19 protein-coding genes are annotated in these 18,539 nt (G+C 60.3%); 8 read left to right on the top strand and 11 right to left on the bottom strand.

What is annotated here, in order from left to right; all coding sequences use genetic code 11:
* Window positions 1–31 precede the first annotated feature (31 nt).
* A complete protein-coding gene (gene queA, locus DYE40_RS11275) occupies window positions 32–1,060 on the bottom strand; it encodes a tRNA preQ1(34) S-adenosylmethionine ribosyltransferase-isomerase QueA (protein ID WP_115309183.1) in 1,029 nt (342 codons plus the stop codon).
* Between queA and DYE40_RS12695 the strand changes: the two genes are divergently transcribed.
* Window positions 1,059–1,196, top strand: coding sequence for a hypothetical protein (locus DYE40_RS12695; RefSeq protein ID WP_172461268.1), 138 nt, complete (start codon window positions 1,059–1,061; stop codon window positions 1,194–1,196). The genes queA and DYE40_RS12695 overlap by 2 nt on opposite strands.
* Before the next feature lie 63 nt (window positions 1,197–1,259).
* Window positions 1,260–1,454: a zinc-finger domain-containing protein gene (locus DYE40_RS11280; protein WP_115309184.1), complete on the top strand. Its 195-nt coding sequence runs from the start codon at window positions 1,260–1,262 to the stop codon at window positions 1,452–1,454.
* An 89-nt stretch (window positions 1,455–1,543) separates the two neighbouring features.
* On the opposite strand, the gene DYE40_RS11285 is transcribed toward DYE40_RS11280, so the two are convergent.
* Window positions 1,544–2,629: a DegT/DnrJ/EryC1/StrS family aminotransferase gene (locus DYE40_RS11285; protein ID WP_115309185.1), complete on the bottom strand. Its 1,086-nt coding sequence runs from the start codon at window positions 2,627–2,629 to the stop codon at window positions 1,544–1,546.
* A gap of 26 nt (window positions 2,630–2,655) precedes the next feature.
* A complete protein-coding gene (locus DYE40_RS11290; protein ID WP_115309186.1) occupies window positions 2,656–3,237 on the bottom strand; it encodes an acyltransferase in 582 nt (193 codons plus the stop codon).
* A 68-nt stretch (window positions 3,238–3,305) separates the two neighbouring features.
* Here DYE40_RS11290 and DYE40_RS12405 point away from each other — a divergent pair, with 68 nt between their 5' ends.
* Window positions 3,306–3,620: a hypothetical protein gene (locus DYE40_RS12405; RefSeq protein ID WP_147286639.1), complete on the top strand. Its 315-nt coding sequence runs from the start codon at window positions 3,306–3,308 to the stop codon at window positions 3,618–3,620.
* Window positions 3,621–3,630: 10 nt separating this feature from the next.
* On the opposite strand, the gene DYE40_RS11295 is transcribed toward DYE40_RS12405, so the two are convergent.
* The 3 genes from DYE40_RS11295 to DYE40_RS11305 all read right to left on the bottom strand — a co-directional run bounded on the left by DYE40_RS11295 (window position 3,631) and on the right by DYE40_RS11305 (window position 6,097).
* Complete coding sequence (locus DYE40_RS11295; protein WP_115309187.1) at window positions 3,631–4,599, bottom strand: PhoH family protein; 969 nt, start codon at window positions 4,597–4,599, stop codon at window positions 3,631–3,633.
* Between the two features lie 82 nt (window positions 4,600–4,681).
* The gene (locus DYE40_RS11300) at window positions 4,682–5,227 is read right to left on the bottom strand and encodes a TIGR00645 family protein (RefSeq protein WP_115309188.1); all 546 of its coding nucleotides are present in this window, start codon (window positions 5,225–5,227) and stop codon (window positions 4,682–4,684) included.
* Between the two features lie 117 nt (window positions 5,228–5,344).
* Window positions 5,345–6,097 carry an endonuclease/exonuclease/phosphatase family protein gene (locus tag DYE40_RS11305; RefSeq protein ID WP_115309189.1) on the bottom strand — a complete coding sequence of 251 codons (753 nt, stop codon included), beginning with the start codon at window positions 6,095–6,097 and terminating at the stop codon, window positions 5,345–5,347.
* A gap of 163 nt (window positions 6,098–6,260) precedes the next feature.
* On the opposite strand from DYE40_RS11305, the gene tsaD reads away from it, so the two are divergent.
* On the top strand, window positions 6,261–7,322 hold the full coding sequence (gene tsaD / locus DYE40_RS11310) for a tRNA (adenosine(37)-N6)-threonylcarbamoyltransferase complex transferase subunit TsaD (protein WP_115309190.1): 1,062 nt from the start codon (window positions 6,261–6,263) through the stop codon (window positions 7,320–7,322).
* A 120-nt stretch (window positions 7,323–7,442) separates the two neighbouring features.
* Here tsaD and DYE40_RS11315 read toward each other — a convergent pair whose 3' ends face one another.
* Entirely contained in the window at window positions 7,443–8,660 is a 1,218-nt protein-coding gene (locus DYE40_RS11315) for a uracil-xanthine permease family protein (protein WP_115309191.1), read from the bottom strand.
* A 254-nt stretch (window positions 8,661–8,914) separates the two neighbouring features.
* Here DYE40_RS11315 and DYE40_RS11320 point away from each other — a divergent pair, with 254 nt between their 5' ends.
* Window positions 8,915–9,046, top strand: coding sequence for a cell surface protein (locus tag DYE40_RS11320; protein ID WP_115309192.1), 132 nt, complete (start codon window positions 8,915–8,917; stop codon window positions 9,044–9,046).
* Window positions 9,047–9,193: 147 nt separating this feature from the next.
* Here the strand turns inward: DYE40_RS11320 and waaF are convergent, their stop codons facing one another.
* Window positions 9,194–10,219, bottom strand: a complete 1,026-nt coding sequence (gene waaF / locus DYE40_RS11325) for a lipopolysaccharide heptosyltransferase II (protein WP_115309193.1) — start codon at window positions 10,217–10,219, stop codon at window positions 9,194–9,196.
* Window positions 10,220–10,363: 144 nt separating this feature from the next.
* On the opposite strand from waaF, the gene DYE40_RS11330 reads away from it, so the two are divergent.
* Window positions 10,364–11,176, top strand: coding sequence for a hypothetical protein (locus tag DYE40_RS11330; RefSeq protein ID WP_147286640.1), 813 nt, complete (start codon window positions 10,364–10,366; stop codon window positions 11,174–11,176).
* Window positions 11,177–11,822: 646 nt separating this feature from the next.
* Here the strand turns inward: DYE40_RS11330 and lnt are convergent.
* A complete protein-coding gene (gene lnt, locus DYE40_RS11335) occupies window positions 11,823–13,376 on the bottom strand; it encodes an apolipoprotein N-acyltransferase (protein WP_115309195.1) in 1,554 nt (517 codons plus the stop codon).
* Between the two features lie 346 nt (window positions 13,377–13,722).
* Here lnt and DYE40_RS11340 point away from each other — a divergent pair, with 346 nt between their 5' ends.
* Both DYE40_RS11340 and dapC read left to right on the top strand, forming a co-directional pair.
* The gene (locus DYE40_RS11340) at window positions 13,723–13,926 is read left to right on the top strand and encodes a heavy-metal-associated domain-containing protein (RefSeq protein ID WP_115309196.1); all 204 of its coding nucleotides are present in this window, start codon (window positions 13,723–13,725) and stop codon (window positions 13,924–13,926) included.
* A 93-nt stretch (window positions 13,927–14,019) separates the two neighbouring features.
* On the top strand, window positions 14,020–15,213 hold the full coding sequence (dapC, locus tag DYE40_RS11345; RefSeq protein ID WP_115309197.1) for a succinyldiaminopimelate transaminase: 1,194 nt from the start codon (window positions 14,020–14,022) through the stop codon (window positions 15,211–15,213).
* A gap of 221 nt (window positions 15,214–15,434) precedes the next feature.
* Here dapC and tmk read toward each other — a convergent pair whose 3' ends face one another.
* Window positions 15,435–16,058 (bottom strand): dTMP kinase, encoded by a 624-nt coding sequence (gene tmk, locus DYE40_RS11350; RefSeq protein WP_115309198.1) that lies wholly within the window; start codon window positions 16,056–16,058, stop codon window positions 15,435–15,437.
* A gap of 204 nt (window positions 16,059–16,262) precedes the next feature.
* A complete protein-coding gene (locus DYE40_RS11355; RefSeq protein ID WP_115309199.1) occupies window positions 16,263–18,281 on the bottom strand; it encodes a site-specific recombinase in 2,019 nt (672 codons plus the stop codon).
* Window positions 18,282–18,539: the final 258 nt, after the last annotated feature.

Raw genomic sequence — 18,539 nt, forward strand, 5'->3', positions numbered from 1 at the left:
TGGGCAAAAAATGTGGTTTCAGACGGCCGCCCTACTCTTTCCTGCCCAGCACCATTGCGTCGCCGTAGCTGAAAAAGCGGTATTGCCGCTCGACGGCGTGGCGGTAGATGCGGCGGATTTCTTCCGTGCCGGCAAAGGCCGACACCAGCATCAGCAGGGTGGACTTGGGCAGGTGGAAATTGGTAACGAGGCGGTCGGCAACGCAAAAGCGGCAGCCGGGGGTGAGGAAGATGTCGGTGTCGCCGCTGCCCGCTTGCAGACGGCCTGTGCTGCGGGCGGCGGATTCGAGGGCGCGGACGGAGGTGGTGCCCACCGCCCAGACTCTGCCGCCGCGCGCTTTGGTGTCGGCTACGGCGGCGGCGGTGTCTTCGGGAATCTCGTACCATTCGCTGTGCATTTTGTGTTCGGCAATGTTTTCGCTGCGCACGGGCTGGAAGGTGCCTGCGCCGACGTGCAGGGTGATTTCGGCGGTGCGCACGCCTTTGGCACGCAGTTCGGACAGCAGCGCGTCGGTGAAATGCAGGCCGGCGGTGGGGGCGGCCACCGCACCCTGGTGTTTGGCATAGACGGTTTGATAACGTGCCTCGTCGTCGGAGCCGACAGCGCGGGCGATGTAGGGCGGCAGGGGCAGGTGTCCGCAGCGTTCGAGGATGCGGTAGACATTTTCGCCACCCTCGAAACGCAGGACGAAGAGTGCGCCCGCGCGTTCGGCCATTTCGGCGCGGATGCCGCCGTCAAACAGCAGCATCGTGCCGGGCTTGGGGGATTTGGAGGCGCGGATGTGCGCCAGCGCGGTGCACTCGTCGAGCACGCGCTCAATCAGGGCTTCGATGCGGCCGCCGCTTTCTTTTTGGCCGAACAGGCGGGCTTTGATGACTTTGGTATTATTGAACACAAACAAATCGCCCGCCTGCGCAAGCTGCGGCAGGAAGGCAAAAGTTTCGTCGCGCAGGGGTTCGCCGGGCAGGGCGGCAAGCAGGCGGCTGGTGCCGCGTTCGGCAGGCGGGTGCTGGGCGATGAGGTGTTCGGGCAGATGGAAGTCGAAGTCGGAAAGAAGCATGGGAGGCCGTTGGGACAATGCGGCATTTGCGCCGCCGCGAAAAGGCGCGATTATAGCGGAATTTGCCGCCGCAGGCCGCACGGAAACGGCGTTTCAGACGGCCTGCGTCCTGCACAAAATGCTGCTTATCCAGTAAAATGCGCCCGTTTGCAACACTTGTAAAGCTGCCCGACGCAGCCGGAAATAAAAGGAACCCGCCATGAACCATCCGAATCAAGAAGCCGTCGTCATCACACCGCACGATCTGCCGCTGCATTGCAGCGGCCCGCGCCACGAAACCTGGAACGGCCATCCGCGTGTTTTCCTGCCGATACAGTCCAACGGCAGCATCGAGTGCCCCTACTGCGGCACGGTTTACCGTTTGGAAGGGGAAATAGGACACCACCACGCCTGACCTGCGCGCCCGTACGATAAGGCACAGAGGCCGTCTGAAAACCTGCAAACGGGTTTTCAGACGGCCTTTCCGTATTTGGTGCGGCGCGGTCAGCGGGATGCGGCCTGCCGCAGGGCGCGGACGACCTGCCCGACCTGTGCTTCGTCCATATAGGGGTGCATCGGCAGGCTCATGACTTCTTCGGCAATGCGGTCGCCCACGGGCAATACTGCGTCGGAAGCGACGGCGGGCTGTTTGTTGAGCGGAATCGGGTAATGCACGGCGGTGGGGATGCCTGCCGCTTTTAAGGCCGTCTGAACGGCATCGCGGTTTTTGACGCGCACGGTGTATTGGGCGTAGGCGCTCACGTTGTGCGCTTCGATAAAGGGGGCGGTGATGCCGGCTTCGGCCAATTCGTGCGCGTACATTTGTGCCACTTGGCCGCGCAGTCGGATTTCTTCGGCCAAGATGGCCAGCTTGGGCAGCAGGATGGCGGCCTGGAGGGTGTCGAGGCGGCTGTTTACGCCGACGCGGATGTGGTGGTAGCGGCGGTCTTGGCCGTGGCGGGCAGTCTGGCGCAGGACTACGGCCAAATTGTCGTCGTTGGTGAATACCGCGCCGCCGTCGCCGTAGCAGCCCAGCGGTTTGCTGGGGAAGAAGCTGGTGCAGGCGATGGTGGTGAGATTGCAGGATTTGCGGCCTTTGTAGCTTGCGCCGAAACTTTGCGCCGCGTCTTCAATCACGGGCAGCTTGTGTTTGGCGGCGATTTCGTTAATGGCGTCGAAATCGGCGCATTGGCCGTAGAGCGATACGGGAATGATGGCTTTGGTGCGCTCTGTGATGGCGGCTTCGAGCAGGGCGGGGTCGAGGTTGTAGGTTTGTTCGTCAACATCGACGTAAACGGGCTTCGCGCCCAAGAGGGCGACGGTTTCGGCGGTGGCGATGTAGGTGAAGCCGGGGGTGATGACTTCGTCGCCCGCGCCGATGCCTAAGGCCATCAGGGCGATTTGCAGCGCGTCGGTGCCGTTGGCGACGCTGATGCAGTGTTTCGCGCCGCAAAAGGCGGCCAGTTTTTCTTCGAGTTCGGCTACTTCGGGGCCGAGGATGTATTGGCCGTGGGCAAGCACTTTTTGGATGTTGGCATCGATTTGGCTTTTGAGGCGTGCCTGTTGGGCGGCCAGGTCGATAAACTGCATAGTGGCTCCTTGCGATGTTGTGCCGTTCAGGCCGATTTGGCCAAGAGGCCGTCTGAAAGGATATATCTGTCGCCGCTGTGGGGGCAGACGGCTTCTCCGCTGCCGGTAACGGGCAGGTCGAGCTGTTCGCCGTATTCGCTCATCCAGCCGATTTGGCGGGCGGGCACGCCTACCGTCAGCGCGTAGTCGGGCACGTCTTTGTTGACCACCGCGCCCGCGCCGACAAAGGCGAAACGGCCGACGGTTACGCCGCAGACGATGGTGCAGTTTGCGCCCAGCGTTGCGCCTTTTTTGACCAGTGTGTCGCGGTATTCGCTTTTGCGCTCGATCAGCGAGCGGGGGTTGTACACGTTGGTAAACACCATGCTGGGGCCGCAAAATACGCCGTCTTCGAGAAATACGTTGTCGTATACGGAAACGTTGTTTTGGATTTTGCAGCCGTCGCCGATGATGACGTTGTTGCCGACAAACACGTTTTGGCCGAACGAGCAGTTGCGCCCGATTTTCGCGCCGCCGCAGATATGGGCGAAATGCCAGATGCGGCTGCCTGCGCCGATTTGCGCGCCTTCGTCGATAACGGCGCTGGGGTGGGCGGTGTAAGCGGTCATGCGGGTTTCCTTTCGGATTCGGGATAAAACGGGGCGGCATCTCGGAGGCCGTCTGAAAGCGTGGTTTCGTGGCTGCAAGGCAGGGAGCGCGTGCGTCGCCGAGGCGGCACACCCTACCCCAGCGCAGAGGCCGTCTGAAAACGGGGTTTCGGGCGGCAAGGCAGAAAACGCGTGCGTCGCTTGGGCGACACACCCTACCCCAGCGCAGAGGCCGTCTGAAAGCGGGGGTTTCGGGCGGCAAGGCAGGGAGCGCGTGCGTCGCTTGGGCGGCACACCCCACCTTAGCGCAGAGGCCGTCTGAAAACGGGGTTTCGTGGCTGCAAGGCAGGGAGCGCGTGCGTCGCTCGGGCGACACACCCTACCTTAGCGCAGAGGCCGTCTGAAAAGGTTTTTTCAGACGGCCTCTTGTCCGTTTTCGCCGGCCGCTTCGTAGGCTTCGACGATTTTCTGCACGAGGGGGTGGCGCACCACGTCTTCGCTGGTAAAGGTGTGGAAATACAGGCCTTCCACTTCGCGCAGTTTTTCGCGTGCGTCTTTGAGGCCGGATTTGATGTTTTTCGGCAGGTCGATCTGGCTGGTGTCGCCGGTGATGACGGCTTTGGTGCCGAAGCCGATTCGGGTGAGGAACATTTTCATTTGTTCGGGGGTGGTGTTTTGGGCTTCGTCGAGGATGACGTACGCGCTGTTGAGGGTGCGGCCGCGCATATAGGCCAGCGGGGCGATTTCGATCAGGCCTTTTTCGATGAGTTTGGTAACGCGGTCGAAGCCTATCAGGTCGTAGAGCGCGTCGTACAGCGGGCGCAGGTAGGGATCGACTTTCTGGGTGAGGTCGCCGGGCAGGAAGCCGAGTTTTTCGCCCGCTTCGACGGCGGGACGCACGAGGATGATGCGCTCGATTTGGTGCTTTTCCATCGCGTCGGCGGCGGCAGCCACGGCCAGATAGGTTTTGCCCGTGCCGGCGGGGCCGAGTCCGAAAACGATGTCGTGGTTGAGCAGGGCGCGGATGTAGCCGTTTTGGCGCGGGGTGCGCCCGCCTATGCTGCCGCGTTTGGTTTGCAGGTAGTATTGCACCGGCTCGTTTTTTTCCGTGTGGGCGGCATCGGCGGCTTTGGCTTCGACGGCGGCAAGCTGGATGTCGCTGTCTTCAAGCTCGCGTCCGGCAGCGGTGGCGGCGAGGGCGGCGAGGGCGCGGCGGCCGGCGTGGGCGTGGCCGCCGATAAAGGTAAATTCGTCAAAACGGCGGCTGATGCGGATGCCGAGGGCTTTGCCGAGGGCGGCAAGATGGGCATCGAGCGGGCCGGCGAGGCGTTGCAGGACGGTGTTGTCCGTGTCGTCGAGTTTGAAATGTACGGTGTGGGTCATGGCCGGATTCCGGTTTGGTCGGGGCGGGAGGATAATCGGGACAGGCCGTCTGAAAACGTGTTTTTCAGACGGCCTGTTGCGTTTAGTGTGCTTTGTGGGTGGTGCTGTATACGATTTTGTCGGTCCAGGCCATAGCCAGGGCGGAGGCAAGGAAGCCGAGATGGATCAGGCTCTGCCACAAGAGCTGTTTTTCCGACAGATGGGCGGCGTTGATGAAGGTTTGCAGCAGGTGGATGGAGGAGATGCTGATGATGGACATGGAGAGCTTCACTTTCAGCACCGAGGCGTTGACGTGGCTGAGCCATTCGGGCTGGTCGGGGTGTTCGTCTACGCGCAGGCGGGAGACGAAGGTTTCGTAGCCGCCGATCAATACCATGGTCAGCAGGTTGGCAATCATGACGACGTCGATCAGGTTGAGTACGGTGAGCATGACGGTGGTTTCGTCCATCTGGCCGAGGTGTGCCACCAGATGCCACAGCATTTTCAGAAATTTGTAGGCATAAATCGCCTGTACGGCAATCAGGCCGAGGTAAATCGGCAGCTGCAGCCAGCGGCTGGCGAAAACCATGCGGGCGAAGAGGTTGTCGCGGCGGATTTGCGGTGTGGCGGGGCGGGGGCTGTGTTCCATAAAAAGTATCGTTGGCGGCGGGTGGGAAAAGGGCGGATTTTAACGGCGGGGCGGCGGAAAGAAAAGGCAGGGGCGGCTTTGTGTTTTCAGACGGCCTGCGGCTGCGTGCCGCCCGCGCTATTTCGGCAGCAGGGTGGCCGAAAGCGGCAGGTGGTCGGAAAGGCGGAGCCAGGGTTCGCCGCCGTGCAGCCGCGCGTCGAGGATTTCGAGGTGGCGGGTGTAGATGCGGTCGAGACTGAGCACGGGCAGGCGGGCGGGAAAGGTTTTGGGCAGCGTGCCGCTCCGTTCGAGGAATACTTCGGTCAGGCCGAGCGTGCGGCCGATGTTGAGCGGCGATTTGCGCCGCCAGTCGTTGAAGTCGCCGGCGAGAATCAGCGGTGCGGCGGGCGGGATGCAGGTGGTTACGTATTCGAAGATGGCAACGTATTGTTTGACGCGGTCGCGTTCGAGCAGGTTCAGGTGGGCGCAGAGGCAGACAACGGGCGTGTCCCAGCCTTCGGGCAGGATTTCGCAATGCAGCACGCCGCGCTTTTCCAGGCGGTTTACCGTGATGTTGAGATTGTGTTCGCTGAGGATGGGCAGGCGGCTGATGATGGCGTTGCCGTGGTGTTTGTGCGGAAAGACGGCGTTTTTGCCGTAGCAGGGATGGTAGTCGAGATAGTCGGCGATGATGTCGTGCTGCGGTCTGGCAGGAAAACCGGGCAGCGCGGCCTCGCGCGGCAGGTGCTGCCCCTGCACTTCCTGCAAAAACAAAATGTCGGATTTCAGGCTGTCGAGCGCGGCGGCCATATTGCCGATCTGCACTTTGCGGTTGAGCGGCGACATGCCTTTGTGGATGTTGTAGGTGGAAACGGTAATCGGCTGGTACATGGTCGTAATGTGCGGGGGTTTTGTTTTCGGCTGCGCAAAAGCCGTGTTTTCAGACGGCCTTTTCCAGTTTTCAGACGGCCTGTGCAAAGGCCCGGCAGTATAACCCGCCCCGCGTCCGCTTTGCGCTAAAATACGCGCCTTTTTCCCAAGCGGACAAACCGAAATGTTGGTACTCGGCATCGAATCTTCCTGCGACGAAACCGGCGTCGCCCTCTACGACAGCGCACGCGGCCTGCTCGCCCACCGCCTGCACACGCAAATGGCCATGCACGCCGAATACGGCGGCGTAGTGCCCGAGCTGGCCAGCCGCGACCACATCCGCCGCCTCGTCCCCCTCACCCGCTCCTGCCTTGCCGCAGCAGGCAAAAACTATGCCGACATCGATGCCGTGGCCTGCACGCAGGGGCCGGGGCTGGGCGGCGCGCTGCTCGCGGGGGTGTCTTATGCCGCCGCGCTGGCTTTCTCATTGGGCAAACCCGTCATCCCCGTCCACCATCTCGAAGGCCACCTGCTCTCGCCGCTGCTGGCCGAACATCCGCCCGAATTTCCCTTCGTCGCCCTGCTCGTCTCGGGCGGCCACACGCAGTTTATGGCCGTGTACGGCATAGGCCGCTACACCCTCTTGGGCGAAAGCGTGGACGACGCGGCGGGGGAAGCCTTCGACAAAACCGCCAAGCTGCTCGGCCTGCCCTACCCCGGCGGCGCGAAACTGGCCGATCTGGCCGAACAAGGCCGCGCGGGCGCGTTTGAATTTCCCCGCCCCATGCTGCATTCGCACGATTTGCAGATGAGCTTTTCCGGCCTGAAAACCGCCGTCCTCTGCGCCGTGGAAAAAGTGCGTGCCGAAAACGGCGGCAGGATGCCCGAACAAACCCGCAACGACCTCTGCCGCGCCTTTCAGGACGCTGTAACCGACGTACTCGCCGCCAAAGCCGAAAAAGCCCTGCGCGACACCGGATTACGCACCCTCGTCGTGGCCGGCGGCGTGGGTGCAAACAAAAAGCTGCGCCAACGCCTGAACGCCCTTACCGTGCGCCCCGCCGCCGCGAAAGGCCGCCAAAAGCCGCCGCCCGAAGCCGTGCGCACCTATTTCCCGCCGCTCGAATACTGCACCGACAACGGCGCAATGATCGCCCTTGCCGGAGCCATGCACCCCGAACGGGCGCAGCCGGCCGGCGCGTTCGGCGTCCGCCCCCGCTGGCCGCTGGCGGAAATTGTGCGTTAAACCCCTCCGCCGCTGCCGCCTTTTCTGCCCGATGCAGACAAAGGCTGCCGGGCAGAAAGCAAACAACAGGCCGTCTGAAAACACTTTTCAGACGGCCTCTCCTATGGTTTTGCCTCCGCACTAGTCTTGCGGCGCATCCCTGTCCGGCAGCACCAGGTTCAGCACAATCGCCAGCACCGCGCACAAGCCCACGCCGGCGAAACTCACGCTGCCCACCTTGAACACCATCCCGCCCACGCCCGTGGTCAGCACCGAGCTGGCAATCACCAGGTTTTTCGGCTTCATCAGATCCACCTGCGCATCAATCAGCGTTTTCAGGCCGAGCGAAGCGATGGTGCCGAACAGCAGAATCATCACCCCGCCCATCACCGGCAGCGGAATCGAAGCGAGAAAAGCATTGAATTTGCCGAAAAACGCCATGCAGATGGCAAACACCGCCGCCCAAGTCATAATGGCCGGATTGCTGTTTTTGGTGAGCATCACCGCGCCGGTTACCTCGCCGTAGGTCGTTACCGGCGGCCCCCCGATCAAACCCGCCGCGCACACGCCCAAGCCGTCGCCGGCCAGCGTTTTGTGCAGGCCCGGATCGGCGGCGTAATTGCGCCCCGTTACCTTGCCGATGGCCATAATGCCGCCGATGTGTTCGATGGCGGGGGCAACGGCCACCGGCAGCATGAAGAGCGCGGCCTGCCAGTTGATTTCGGGGCGTTGGAACACCGGCGGCGCAAACCAGTCGGCACGGGCAAGCGCGGAAGTGTCCACCATACCCAGCGACCAAGCCAGCAGATAGCCCGCCGCCACCCCGATCAAAATCGGCACCAGTTTCATCATCTTACTGCCGAACACCGCCACGATGACGGTAACGCCAAAGGTAAAGCCCGACAAAAGCAGCGACTGCGCATAGCCGTATTTCTGCTCGCCGCCCGCCTGCCCCATCGCCATCTGGCTGGCCACCGCCGCCACCGACAAACCGATCACCATAATCACCGGCCCGATTACCACCGGCGGCAGCAGCCTGTTTACCGCGTCCAGCCCGCGCCATTTGATCAGGGCGGCAAACACGAAATACATAAAGCCGGCGGCAAACAGGCCGAACATCGTGCCGCCCATGCCCCATTCCTGCAAGGCATAGATAATCGGCGCGATAAAGGCAAACGACGAACCGAGAAATACCGGCACTTTACGCCGCGTGCAAAGCTGGAACAGCAGCGTGCCGATGCCCGCCCCGAGCAGCGCCATCGAAGGATTGAGGCCGGTCAGCAGCGGCACCAGCACCATCGCGCCGAAGGCGACAAACAGAATCTGCGCCCCCGCCACCGCCTGTTTCAAATGTTGCATATTGCACTTTCTTTACAAAAACGAGCAGATTATAGCGTTTTACAGGGAATGCGATAAGAAAAACAGCAAAAAGTCCGTCTGAAAACGGATTTTCAGACGGCCTTTTCCATCCCGCCGCGCCTTCCGCCCGTATGCAAAAATATGCCGCTTGTCTTGCAAAATATGTAAAAAAACACCGCCCGTTTATTATCCGCCGCATTCCCATCCCACACTGTTTTACTTGTTTCATTTGTTTTATTTGGAGGACACACACTATGAAAATCGGTACTCTTCTGATCGCGGCAGCCGTATTCGGCGGCTTGTACTACGTCAAACACCATGTCGATACTTCCGCATTAAACGGCAATATGCTGCAACCGCAATCCGTACATTCGGCACAGCGTTAAACCGCACAAACAGCCATACGCAAAACCGCCTTTTCAAAGGCGGTTTTCTTTTTTTCAGACGGCCTCACAAACGAGCGGTGCGGCCGTCTTCGCGGCAGACGGTACGTTACGGAGTCCGCTAAAAACAAACAGAATTGCCATCCGGCTTCATGCGTCTTCCGCGCAAGCCAGCTCCTCTGCCGCGTTTTGCACCATATCGGGCGTGAGTTTGTTCAGGCAGTCCGTATGCCCCAGCGGGCATTCGCGTTTGAAGCAGGGCGAGCATTCGAGATGCAGGCTGACGATACGGGCTTTTTCGCTCAAAGGCGGCGTGTGGTCGGGGCTGGACGAGCCGTAAACGGCGACGAGTTTGCGCCCGAGCGCGGCGGCCAGGTGCATCAGGCCGCTGTCGTTGCAAACCACCGTGTCGGCGCAGGAAAGCAGGTCGATGGCTTCGGAAAGACTGGTTTGGCCGCAAAGATTGGTACAGAGGCCGTCTGAAAGGCTGTTGATTTCTTCGGCAACGGCAAAATCCTTTTGCGAACCGAACAGCCATATCTGCCAGCCTTCCGCCAGATAACGGCGGCCGAGTTCGGCGAAACGGCTTGCCGGCCAGCGTTTGGCGGGGCCGTATTCCGCACCCGGGCAGAAGGCGAGGATGGGTTTGTTTGTATTAAGGCCGTGTGCGGCAAGCGCGGCTTGGCGGCTTTCGGGGTCGATGGCAAAACGCGGGTTGTCGGAATAGCCGTTGAAGTCGGCTTGGCTGGGATGGGCGAGCGCGGTATATCTGTCCACCATCAGCGGCAGGGCGGCCTTGTCGAGTTTGCGGATGTCGTTTAGAAGGAAATAGCGCGATTCGCCCACATAGCCCGTGCGCTGCCTGATGCCGCTTGCCAGCGCGATCAGGGCGGATTTGAGCGAACCGGGCAAGACGATGACTTGGTCGTAGCCGCGCCCGCCCAGCTCCCGTCCGACGCGCCAGCGTTTTTTCAAATCGAGTGCGCCGTGGCCGAACGGATTTTCGATGATGCTGCCGACTTCGGGCATACGCGCAAATACGGCCATCGACCATTTGGGTGCGAATACGTCGATGGTGCAGCCGGGATGCAGCTCGCGCAGGCGGCAGAAAAGCGGCTGGGTCATCACGCAGTCGCCTATCCAGCTCGGGGAAATAATGAGGATTTTTTTAGACATTATGGTGGTGCGGTTTGGGTTTGCGGCTATTTTAATATGGATTGCAGGCCGTCTGAAAACTGCTTTTCAGACGGCCTCTGCGTATGCCTGTGTTAATATCCGCATATTGCGGTATAACCAATCTGCCACACAGGGAGAACGATGATGCAGAATGCCTTTCAAGAAAACGATCTGCCGGAACGTGAGCCGGAAACGGAAGAATACCTGCTCGACCAACCCGCTTCGCGCAGCGTCGAACGCGGAGCCGCCTGGGTTTACGAAGCGTTTTTGCTGTTGCGCGAATATTGGGCCGCTTGGGCGGTGATTGCGGCGGTGCTGTATGTCGGCGAAGTGGTCGGCCTATGGCTGGTAACTTACACGGCGGGCATCGGCGCGGCGGTGTATGCCATGTTTATGCTGTTCAAAGCCGGCGGCATCGCCATGGCCGCGTCGGCTCAGGAATACGAAGAAAGGCCGCCCCGCATCTCGGATCTCTTTATGATTTTCGACAACAAAATCTTTGATTTTGTTTTCCTGCTGTTTCTGATGGCTGTGTTTGCCGGCATTTGGGCACTCCTGCTGTTTGCTATCGCTTCAACGCTGCTGCCCGGCCTGACGGCCTCGCCCATCGCCTTTGCCCTGCTGCTTGCTTTTTGGCTGGTATCCGTGCAGATGCTGCTCGGTTTCGCCCCGATTTTGCTTTTTCTGCAAGACGAAAACCCGCCGAACGCTATTTTGTCGAGCATAAAAACCACTGCGGCCAACATTCTGCCCATCATGCTGAACGGCCTGATTTTTGTCGTTATCACCATGCCGCTCATGCTGCTGTCTGCCAAGCTGGACGGCATTGCGTCCCTCGTCATAACGGCCATGCTGCTGGCGGTAAACATACTGAGCTATCTGAGTACCTACGCGGCCTACCGCGACATTTGGTTTGAAGAAGGCGTGCGCGACGAAGTAACGGTGGGCTACCGTTAAGGTTGCGCCCAAACATCTGCCGCACGAAAGCACCGCCCTGCCCCAAATCGGTGCTTTTTTCCTTCCGATACGCAGACGGAAAACATTTTCCGCGTTAAAAACAAACACAACGCCCAAATTTTCTGTTTGCAATTTCTTCTTTTCGGTGTTTTTTTGCTAAGAAAAAGACAGTTTCTGAAAAAAACAGGCCTATCCGCTTGACGGGATTCCCGCTGCCGCAGATAATGCGCGGCGTTGGACGGCTGGCAACAGCCGTTTGACAGTTTCTCCTCTATTTCTCCTTTGTAGACTTGGCACACATTCGCAAGAATGTGTGCATTTTTTTTGTTTTTTTCAGGCTGCCCGCTTGGTTGGGCGGGAAAGCGGCATATCAAAAACAAATAAGGCCGTCTGAAAACCGCTTTTCAGACGGCCTTTGTATATTTTCAGACGGCCTCCTGCGACAAACAGACAATTTAAGCGTTTTTGATACGGCGGATTTGCAGCGGGGTCTCCCATGCGGCGCAACATTCTGTGCCGCGTGTTTGTTGCCGGACAAATATCGCGGCGGCAGGTTTGTATCGCTGATGGAGTCCGGTTCTCTGCAACACCGAATATCCTGCCTGCTGGCCCGTTTGGCATGACAAGGCCGTCTGAAAACCGCTTTTCAGACGGCCTTTTTTCTGCGTCCGGCGGCAAGCAGGGCAGCCGCCGTGAGGGCGAGCAGCCCGATCAGCGGCCACGAGCCGCCGAGTTTCATATAGGGCGTTTGCCCGCTGCGGCCTTCTACGGTGCCGGTAAGGACGGCGGCGGTGTCGGCGGGAAGCTGTGCGGTAATGCGCCCCTGATGGTCGATAAAGGCGGTGGCGCCGGTGTTGGTGGCGCGCACCATTGGGCGGCCGAGTTCGAGTGCGCGGGCTTGGGATTGCTGCACATGCTGGTACATGGCGTTGGATTTGCCGTACCAGGCAAGATTGCTGGCATTGGCCAGCAGGGTGGATTCGGCGGCGGCGGCAATGAGTTCGTCGCCGAAGCCGTCTTCATAACAGATGTTGAAAGCGATTTTTTGGTTTTTCATCCGCAGCGGGGTTTGGCTGCCGCCGCCACGGCGGAAATCGGCCAGCGGCATATCCATCATGGTGTAAAGCCCGGTAGTGAGGGCGGGCAGGGGTTTGTATTCGCCGAAGGGGACAAGGTGGTTTTTGGCGTAAAACGGCAGCTTGTGCGAACTGCCGGAACGGTGTTCCGTGAGGTTGATGACGGCGTTTTGGTAGCCTGTTCCGTCGTCGGTGTAGCGGATTACGCCCACGGCCAACGCGCTGCCGTTCTGTCTTGCGGCGGCGGCAAATTCTTCCAGCACGCTGTCGGGAAGCTGCTGCAAAATCACGGGAATGGCGGTTTCGGGCAGGATAACGATGTCGGCGGCGGATTCGGCGATTTGGGCATAATAGCGTTGCAGGGTGGGCAGGACTTGGTCTTCGCGGAATTTGAGGGTTTGCGGAATATTGCCCTGCGCCAGCGCGACGGCGGCCTTGGCTCCTGTCGGCTGCGTAAAGACGGCTTGGCGGGCGGTATGACCGGCAAAAAGCAGGGCGGCCAGGCCGCAGGCAAAGGCGGCACGGGTTTTCAGACGGCCTGTACTGTCCACCACCAACACCAGCCACGCTCCGGCCAGGGCGGTGGCGAAGGTAACGAGATGGATGCCGCCTATCGGGGCAAAACCGGCCAGCGGCGATGCGTCGGCAATCTGCGAATAGCCCAATGCACCCCAGCCGAAGCCGGTAAGCAGGCGTTCGCGGGCAAACTCGGCCAGCGTCCAAAATACGGGCAGGGCAAAGCCGACGGCAAGCCAGCGGTTGAGCCGGGTTTTGCCCCACAGCCATACGGCGGCGGCAGGATACAGGGCGAGATAGGCGGGCAGCAGGGCGGTGAGCGGCAGGGCATAGACATTCGGCAGGCCGGAAACGTCGTGCAGCGCGGTGTGTATCCAGTAAAACTGGCAGGTGTAGGCGGCCAAAGCAAACAGATACGCGCTGCGTACGCGCACTTCTGGACGCAGCTCGAGCAGGCGGACGAAGGCGGCAAACAGCAGCGGCATCAGCCAGAAACGGTAATAGGGAGCGAAAGCGAGCGGCGTGGCGGCAGCCAGCACCGGCAGCAGCGGCCAGTAAACGGCAGGTTTGCGCCACAGGTTTTCGAGTTTGGAGAAAATTTCGGCCATATGCGCCCGTTTGTGCGTGTCAGACAAAGGCGCGGATTGTACCGAAATTCCGCGCCGCCGCCCCATGTGAAAAATGTTATATATTTGCAATGGTTTTGTAAAAAACGGCGGATACATCTGCCGGAAAGAAAATATTGCAAGCGATAATAGATACATAGGTATTTGCGGCACAGAAAGCCCGCAGCGCAAAACCATGCCGTCATGCTGGACAATAAGGCTGATTAAAGGCAAAATCCGCCGAATCTTCTTTCCGGTCAAATCTGCCGGAGCAGCAAATAACGAAGATGCCGGGAAAGCTGATGGATTACTCATTTTTTATTGGATACTTTTGAAAGAGGTAAAGAATATGCCGCAACTGAAACTGAACGTAACCGGAATGGCGAGCAAAGAAGACTCGCGCAAACTCATTGCCAAAGCCGAAGAAGTGCCGAACGTGCGCATGGTGAACGCCAATTTTGAAACCGGCGTGGTCGTGGTAACCCATGCCGAGGGCTTGGATGTCAATGCTGTGAAAAAAGCCATTGCCGACGTAGGCTTCAACGCTGCCTGAACCGTGTTCCGCAGAGGCCGTCTGAAAGAAACGCTTTCAGACGGCCTCATTGCGTTCTGTTAGAATGGCCGCTTTTCCACAGCAGTACCGAATATGAATTCCCTGTTAGCCAAACTCCAGCCCTACCCTTTCGCCCGTCTGCGCGAAGCCATGCAGGGTATCGAGCCGCCCGCGCACCTTGCTCCCGTAATGCTGCAAATCGGCGAACCGAAGCATCCCACCCCGGCCGTCATCACCGAAGCCCTCAACGCCTCTGCCGCCGAATTTGCCAAGTATCCGGCCACCGCCGGACTGCCCGAGCTGCGTCTGGCCTGCGCCCGCTGGATCGAACGCCGCTACGGCGGCCTGCGGCTCGATCCCGAAAGCGAAATCCTGCCCGTACTCGGCAGCCGCGAAGCCCTGTTTTCCTTCGCGCAGGTCATACTCGACCCTGCCGCAAGCGAACGGCAGATTGTCGCCTGCCCCAATCCGTTCTACCAGATTTACGAAGGCGCGGCCTTTCTCGGCGGCGGCGAAATTTGTTTTGCCGACAGCACCCCGCCGCGCTGCCTGCCCGACTGGGACGGCATACCCGCCGATGTCTGGCCGCATGTGCGCCTGCTTTTCGCCTGTTCGCCCGACAACCCCAGCGGCAGCGTGATGAATCTGGACGACTGGCGCAAACTCTTCGCGCTGCAAGACCGCTACGGCTTCGTGATCGCATCCGACGAATGCTATTCCGAAATCTATTTCGGCGAAGACAAGCCGCTCGGCGCATTGCAGGCCGCCGCTCAGCTCAAACGCAGCCGCAAAGGCATTGTCATGTTTACCAGCCTGTCCAAACGCTCCAACGCCCCCGGCCTGCGTTCCGGCTTTGTGGCCGGCGATGCCGCCCTGCTCCGCTCCTTCCTGCTCTACCGCACCTACCACGGCAGCGCGATGAGCCTGCCGGTACAGCGTGCCAGCATTGCCGCATGGGACGACGAAGAACACGTTATCGAAAACCGCCGTCTGTACCGGGAAAAATTCGACCGCGTTATCCCGCTGCTGCGTCAGGCGTTTGACGTAAACATGCCCGAAGCCTCTTTCTACATCTGGCTGAAAGTGCCGGACGGCGACGATTTGGCCTTCGCGCAAAAGCTGTGGCGCGAAGCGGCCGTGCAGGTGCTGCCCGGCCGCTTCTTCGCACGCGACAACGGACAAGGCAACCCGGGACGCGGCTACGTCCGCATCGCCCTGGTCGCCTCCCTAGAAGACTGTCTCGAAGGCGCGCGCCGCATGGTGGAGCTGTTCGGCAGCAAAGGCTGAACCGCAGCAAGGATCGGGATAGGCAAAAGGCCGTCTGAAAACCTCGGAAACAGGTTTTCAGACGGCCTTTTGCCATCATGCGCCGCACAGCGTATCCGCAACGGACAACGGATACGGACAAGACAAAACGCGCTTCGGCACGGAAGTGGTTTGTATGGAACAAACACACAGGCCGTCTGAAAATGCCGTTACGGCGCACGGCTGGTTCTCTTGCCCCGTTTTCAGACGGCCTCGAAGCAGGCGGCAAGGGCGGCTTCCACGTCGGCTCGGACTTCGGCTTTGTCGCGGTTGCTGTCGATGACGCGGTAACGCTGCGTATCGGCGGCGGCGCGGTCGAGATAGGCTTGGCGGACGCGCAGGAAAAAGGCGGCCTGCTCCTGCTCGAAACGGTCTTTGTTCCGCGCTTTGGCAACGCGTTCGAAAGACACTTCGGCGGGTACGTCGAGAATCAGCGTGAGGTCGGGGCGCAGGCTGCCCTGCACCCAGTTTTCCAGCGCGGCGATGTCGGCGGCGGGCAGGCCGCGTCCGCCGCCCTGATAGGCAAAGGTGGCATCGGTGAAGCGGTCGGAAACGACGTTGGTGCCGCCTGCCAGCGCGGGCAGGATGACATCGTCGAGGTGCTGGCGGCGGGCGGCAAACATTAACAGGGCTTCGGCGTGCAGGCCGACGCGGGTGGCGGGATCGAGCAGCAGGCGGCGCAGCTCTTCGCCCAGCGGGGTGCCGCCCGGTTCGCGGGTAAAGAGGACGGGCAGGCGGCGGGCGGCAAACCAGTCTTTCATGGCATCGAGGTGGGTGGATTTGCCGGAGCCGTCGATGCCGTCAAGCGTAATGAAGCGGGGTTTCATGGGGTTTCCTTGTTGGCATGAGGCCGTCTGAAAAAAGGGAATCGGGCGGCCTTGTTGTCTGCCGTGCGGCGGTGTGGCGCGGAATGCCGTACGGACGGGATGTGTGCTGCGTTTCGGCAAAAGCGCAGTTGCGCCCTGCCCTGCCGCAACGGGCGTATGCGGGATTTGAGGCCGTCTGAAAAGTGTTTTTCAGACGGCCTGTTGCTATTCTTTCGCTTTGCCGCCGTCTTTCGCGCCCGAGGGCGGGCTTGGCACGGGGAAGAACAGATTAAGCGGGTTGGCCCTGATCTGCTGCCACAAGGTGCCGGTGAGTTTGGACAGGCTTTCTATCCGTGCGCCGCGCGAGCGCAGGGCGACAATCAGGGCGAGCGAGAAACTGACGATGAGATTGACGAGGCCGATCATCAGCACAAACACCAGGTTCATCAGAAAATAGAAAAATCCGCTGCCGCCACTGACGGAGGCATAGCCGAGGTTGGCGGAAGAGAAGGCAACGTGGCGGATGTCGAGCGGCAGGCCGAGCAGGTGGCCGAACCAGCCGGTCATGCCCAGCAGCATACCGAAGATGAAATTGCCCGCCAGCGAGCCGTAGTGGCGGTGGAGGTAGTCGCCCAGCCATGTGCGCACGCGCAGGGGCAGGATGCGTTTGAGCAGGGGCTGCACGGTGAGGCGTTTGCGCAGGTTGAGATAGTCGGCACGGTTGTCGTAGAAACCGGAGATGATGCCGGAGCAAAACAGCCACACGCCGGCTATGGCGGCATACCAGAGCGTCGGCTGGGTGAAGGGTTGCAGCGATTTGAACTGGTAGGCGGCGTTGTGCTCGTCGAGCATGGGGGAGCCGGTGCTTTCGGCAATGGATACGGCCACGAGAGAGGCAACGATAACGGCGACAACGACATTGCCGAATACGGCCACGGTCTGCGAACGGGCCACGTCTATCAGCAGCCTGGCCAGCTTGCTTTCGACGGCACGGGCTTTGTCGTTTTGTTCGACGTGTTCGGCGATGCGGGCGGCGGTCATGGCCGGCTGTTTGGTGGCAACGGTGCAATGCACCATGTGGATAAACATAAAACCGATGCCGTAATTCAAGCCAGCGAGAAAGGCGGTGGAGAAATCGCCCAGGCCGAGGCCGCTGATGCGGATTTTGTTGCCCGCCATCAGGGCGATGATGACCCCGCCGCCGGCTGCGGAAGCCAGCATGGAGAAATATTCGCGCCGGTTGCGGGTGATGTAGTGTTCGCCGTGGCCGCTGGTGTTTTCGCTGATGCTTTTGGCAAGCATCTGTATGCTGCGGCGGCGCAGCAGCTCGGTGCTGTGCTGCTCCACGGCGGCCATAGTGAGCGAGTTGAGCAGGGAAACACAGTGGCGGCGGCAGGTTTTTTCATCGGGCGCGGTTTGGATGTCGAGCAGCACGGCAATGCGGTCCAGCGTTTGCGACAGACGTTCCAAAAGGTGCGCCACTTTCACCGACGAACCCGCACCCGCACCCGTGCCTTTGCGGCGCAGGCGTTCCACTTGGGCGCGGCACTGCTCCATCATCACGGCGATGTGCGCGGTATCAAAGGCTTCCTTCTGCTCCGGTACGCGGTAATGGGAAACGAGGCGGCTGATTTCCTGATGCAGGGCGACAAAGGCCGAATCCACTTCCATCAGCTTGGGTTCGATGCGGGTAAATTCGGGCTCGAGCTCTTCCGCCGCCACCCACACGGAAAGCATTTCCAGCGCGTGCAGCCGCGCCTGCTCCAAATGGCGCGAAGCCGTCTGGACGGCGGCGGGATCGCTGTGTTCGCGCAGGATTTCGTAAAGCGAGAGCCATTGGTGCAGGCTGACGGTTTGCAGCCATTTCTCATCGTTTTGCGAGCGGAAAATATAAAGGAATACGTCGCGCAGATTGTTCAGGTCTTTAAACGAAGGCATAAAGCGTTCGTAAACACGGATGGCGATTTCGCGGGCGAAGCCGCTGCGGGAGAAAATGCCCAGCCCCACCAGTGCGGGGTAGATGTGGATACCGGCAAGCCATTGGTGGAAACGGCCGCCGAATGCCTGCGCCAAATCGGGATTCTGCTTCAATACGTCGAGCAGGAGGTCGAAACGCTGGGATGCGCGCTTCGTGCCGCCGCCGCGCAGAAACTGCACCAGCGCATTGAGGATGCAGGCCATGTCTTTTTCCGGTATCACGCTGGACAACAGGGGAACGAGATTTTCGGCGGTAATTTTTTTCATATGCGGCGGCTTGGTTTTCTTAGGACAAACAAGGGCGGGAAACATAGCGGAAAGGCGGCGGGCTGTAAAGGCCGATTCATACGGCGGACGTGCTTTGCCCAAAGCGGAGGCCTGCGCTGAAACGGAAACAGAGGCGGAAACCCTGTTGCCGGACAAGAGCGGGGACGGACGCGTGAAAGACGGCATACCGATTCGGGCTGTTGCACAGCTGCGGCCTGCCGACAGAAAAAACGACACGCAAGCGTGTCGTTTTTGCTT

Source organism: Kingella potus (assembly GCF_900451175.1).
GTDB lineage: Bacteria > Pseudomonadota > Gammaproteobacteria > Burkholderiales > Neisseriaceae > Neisseria > Neisseria potus.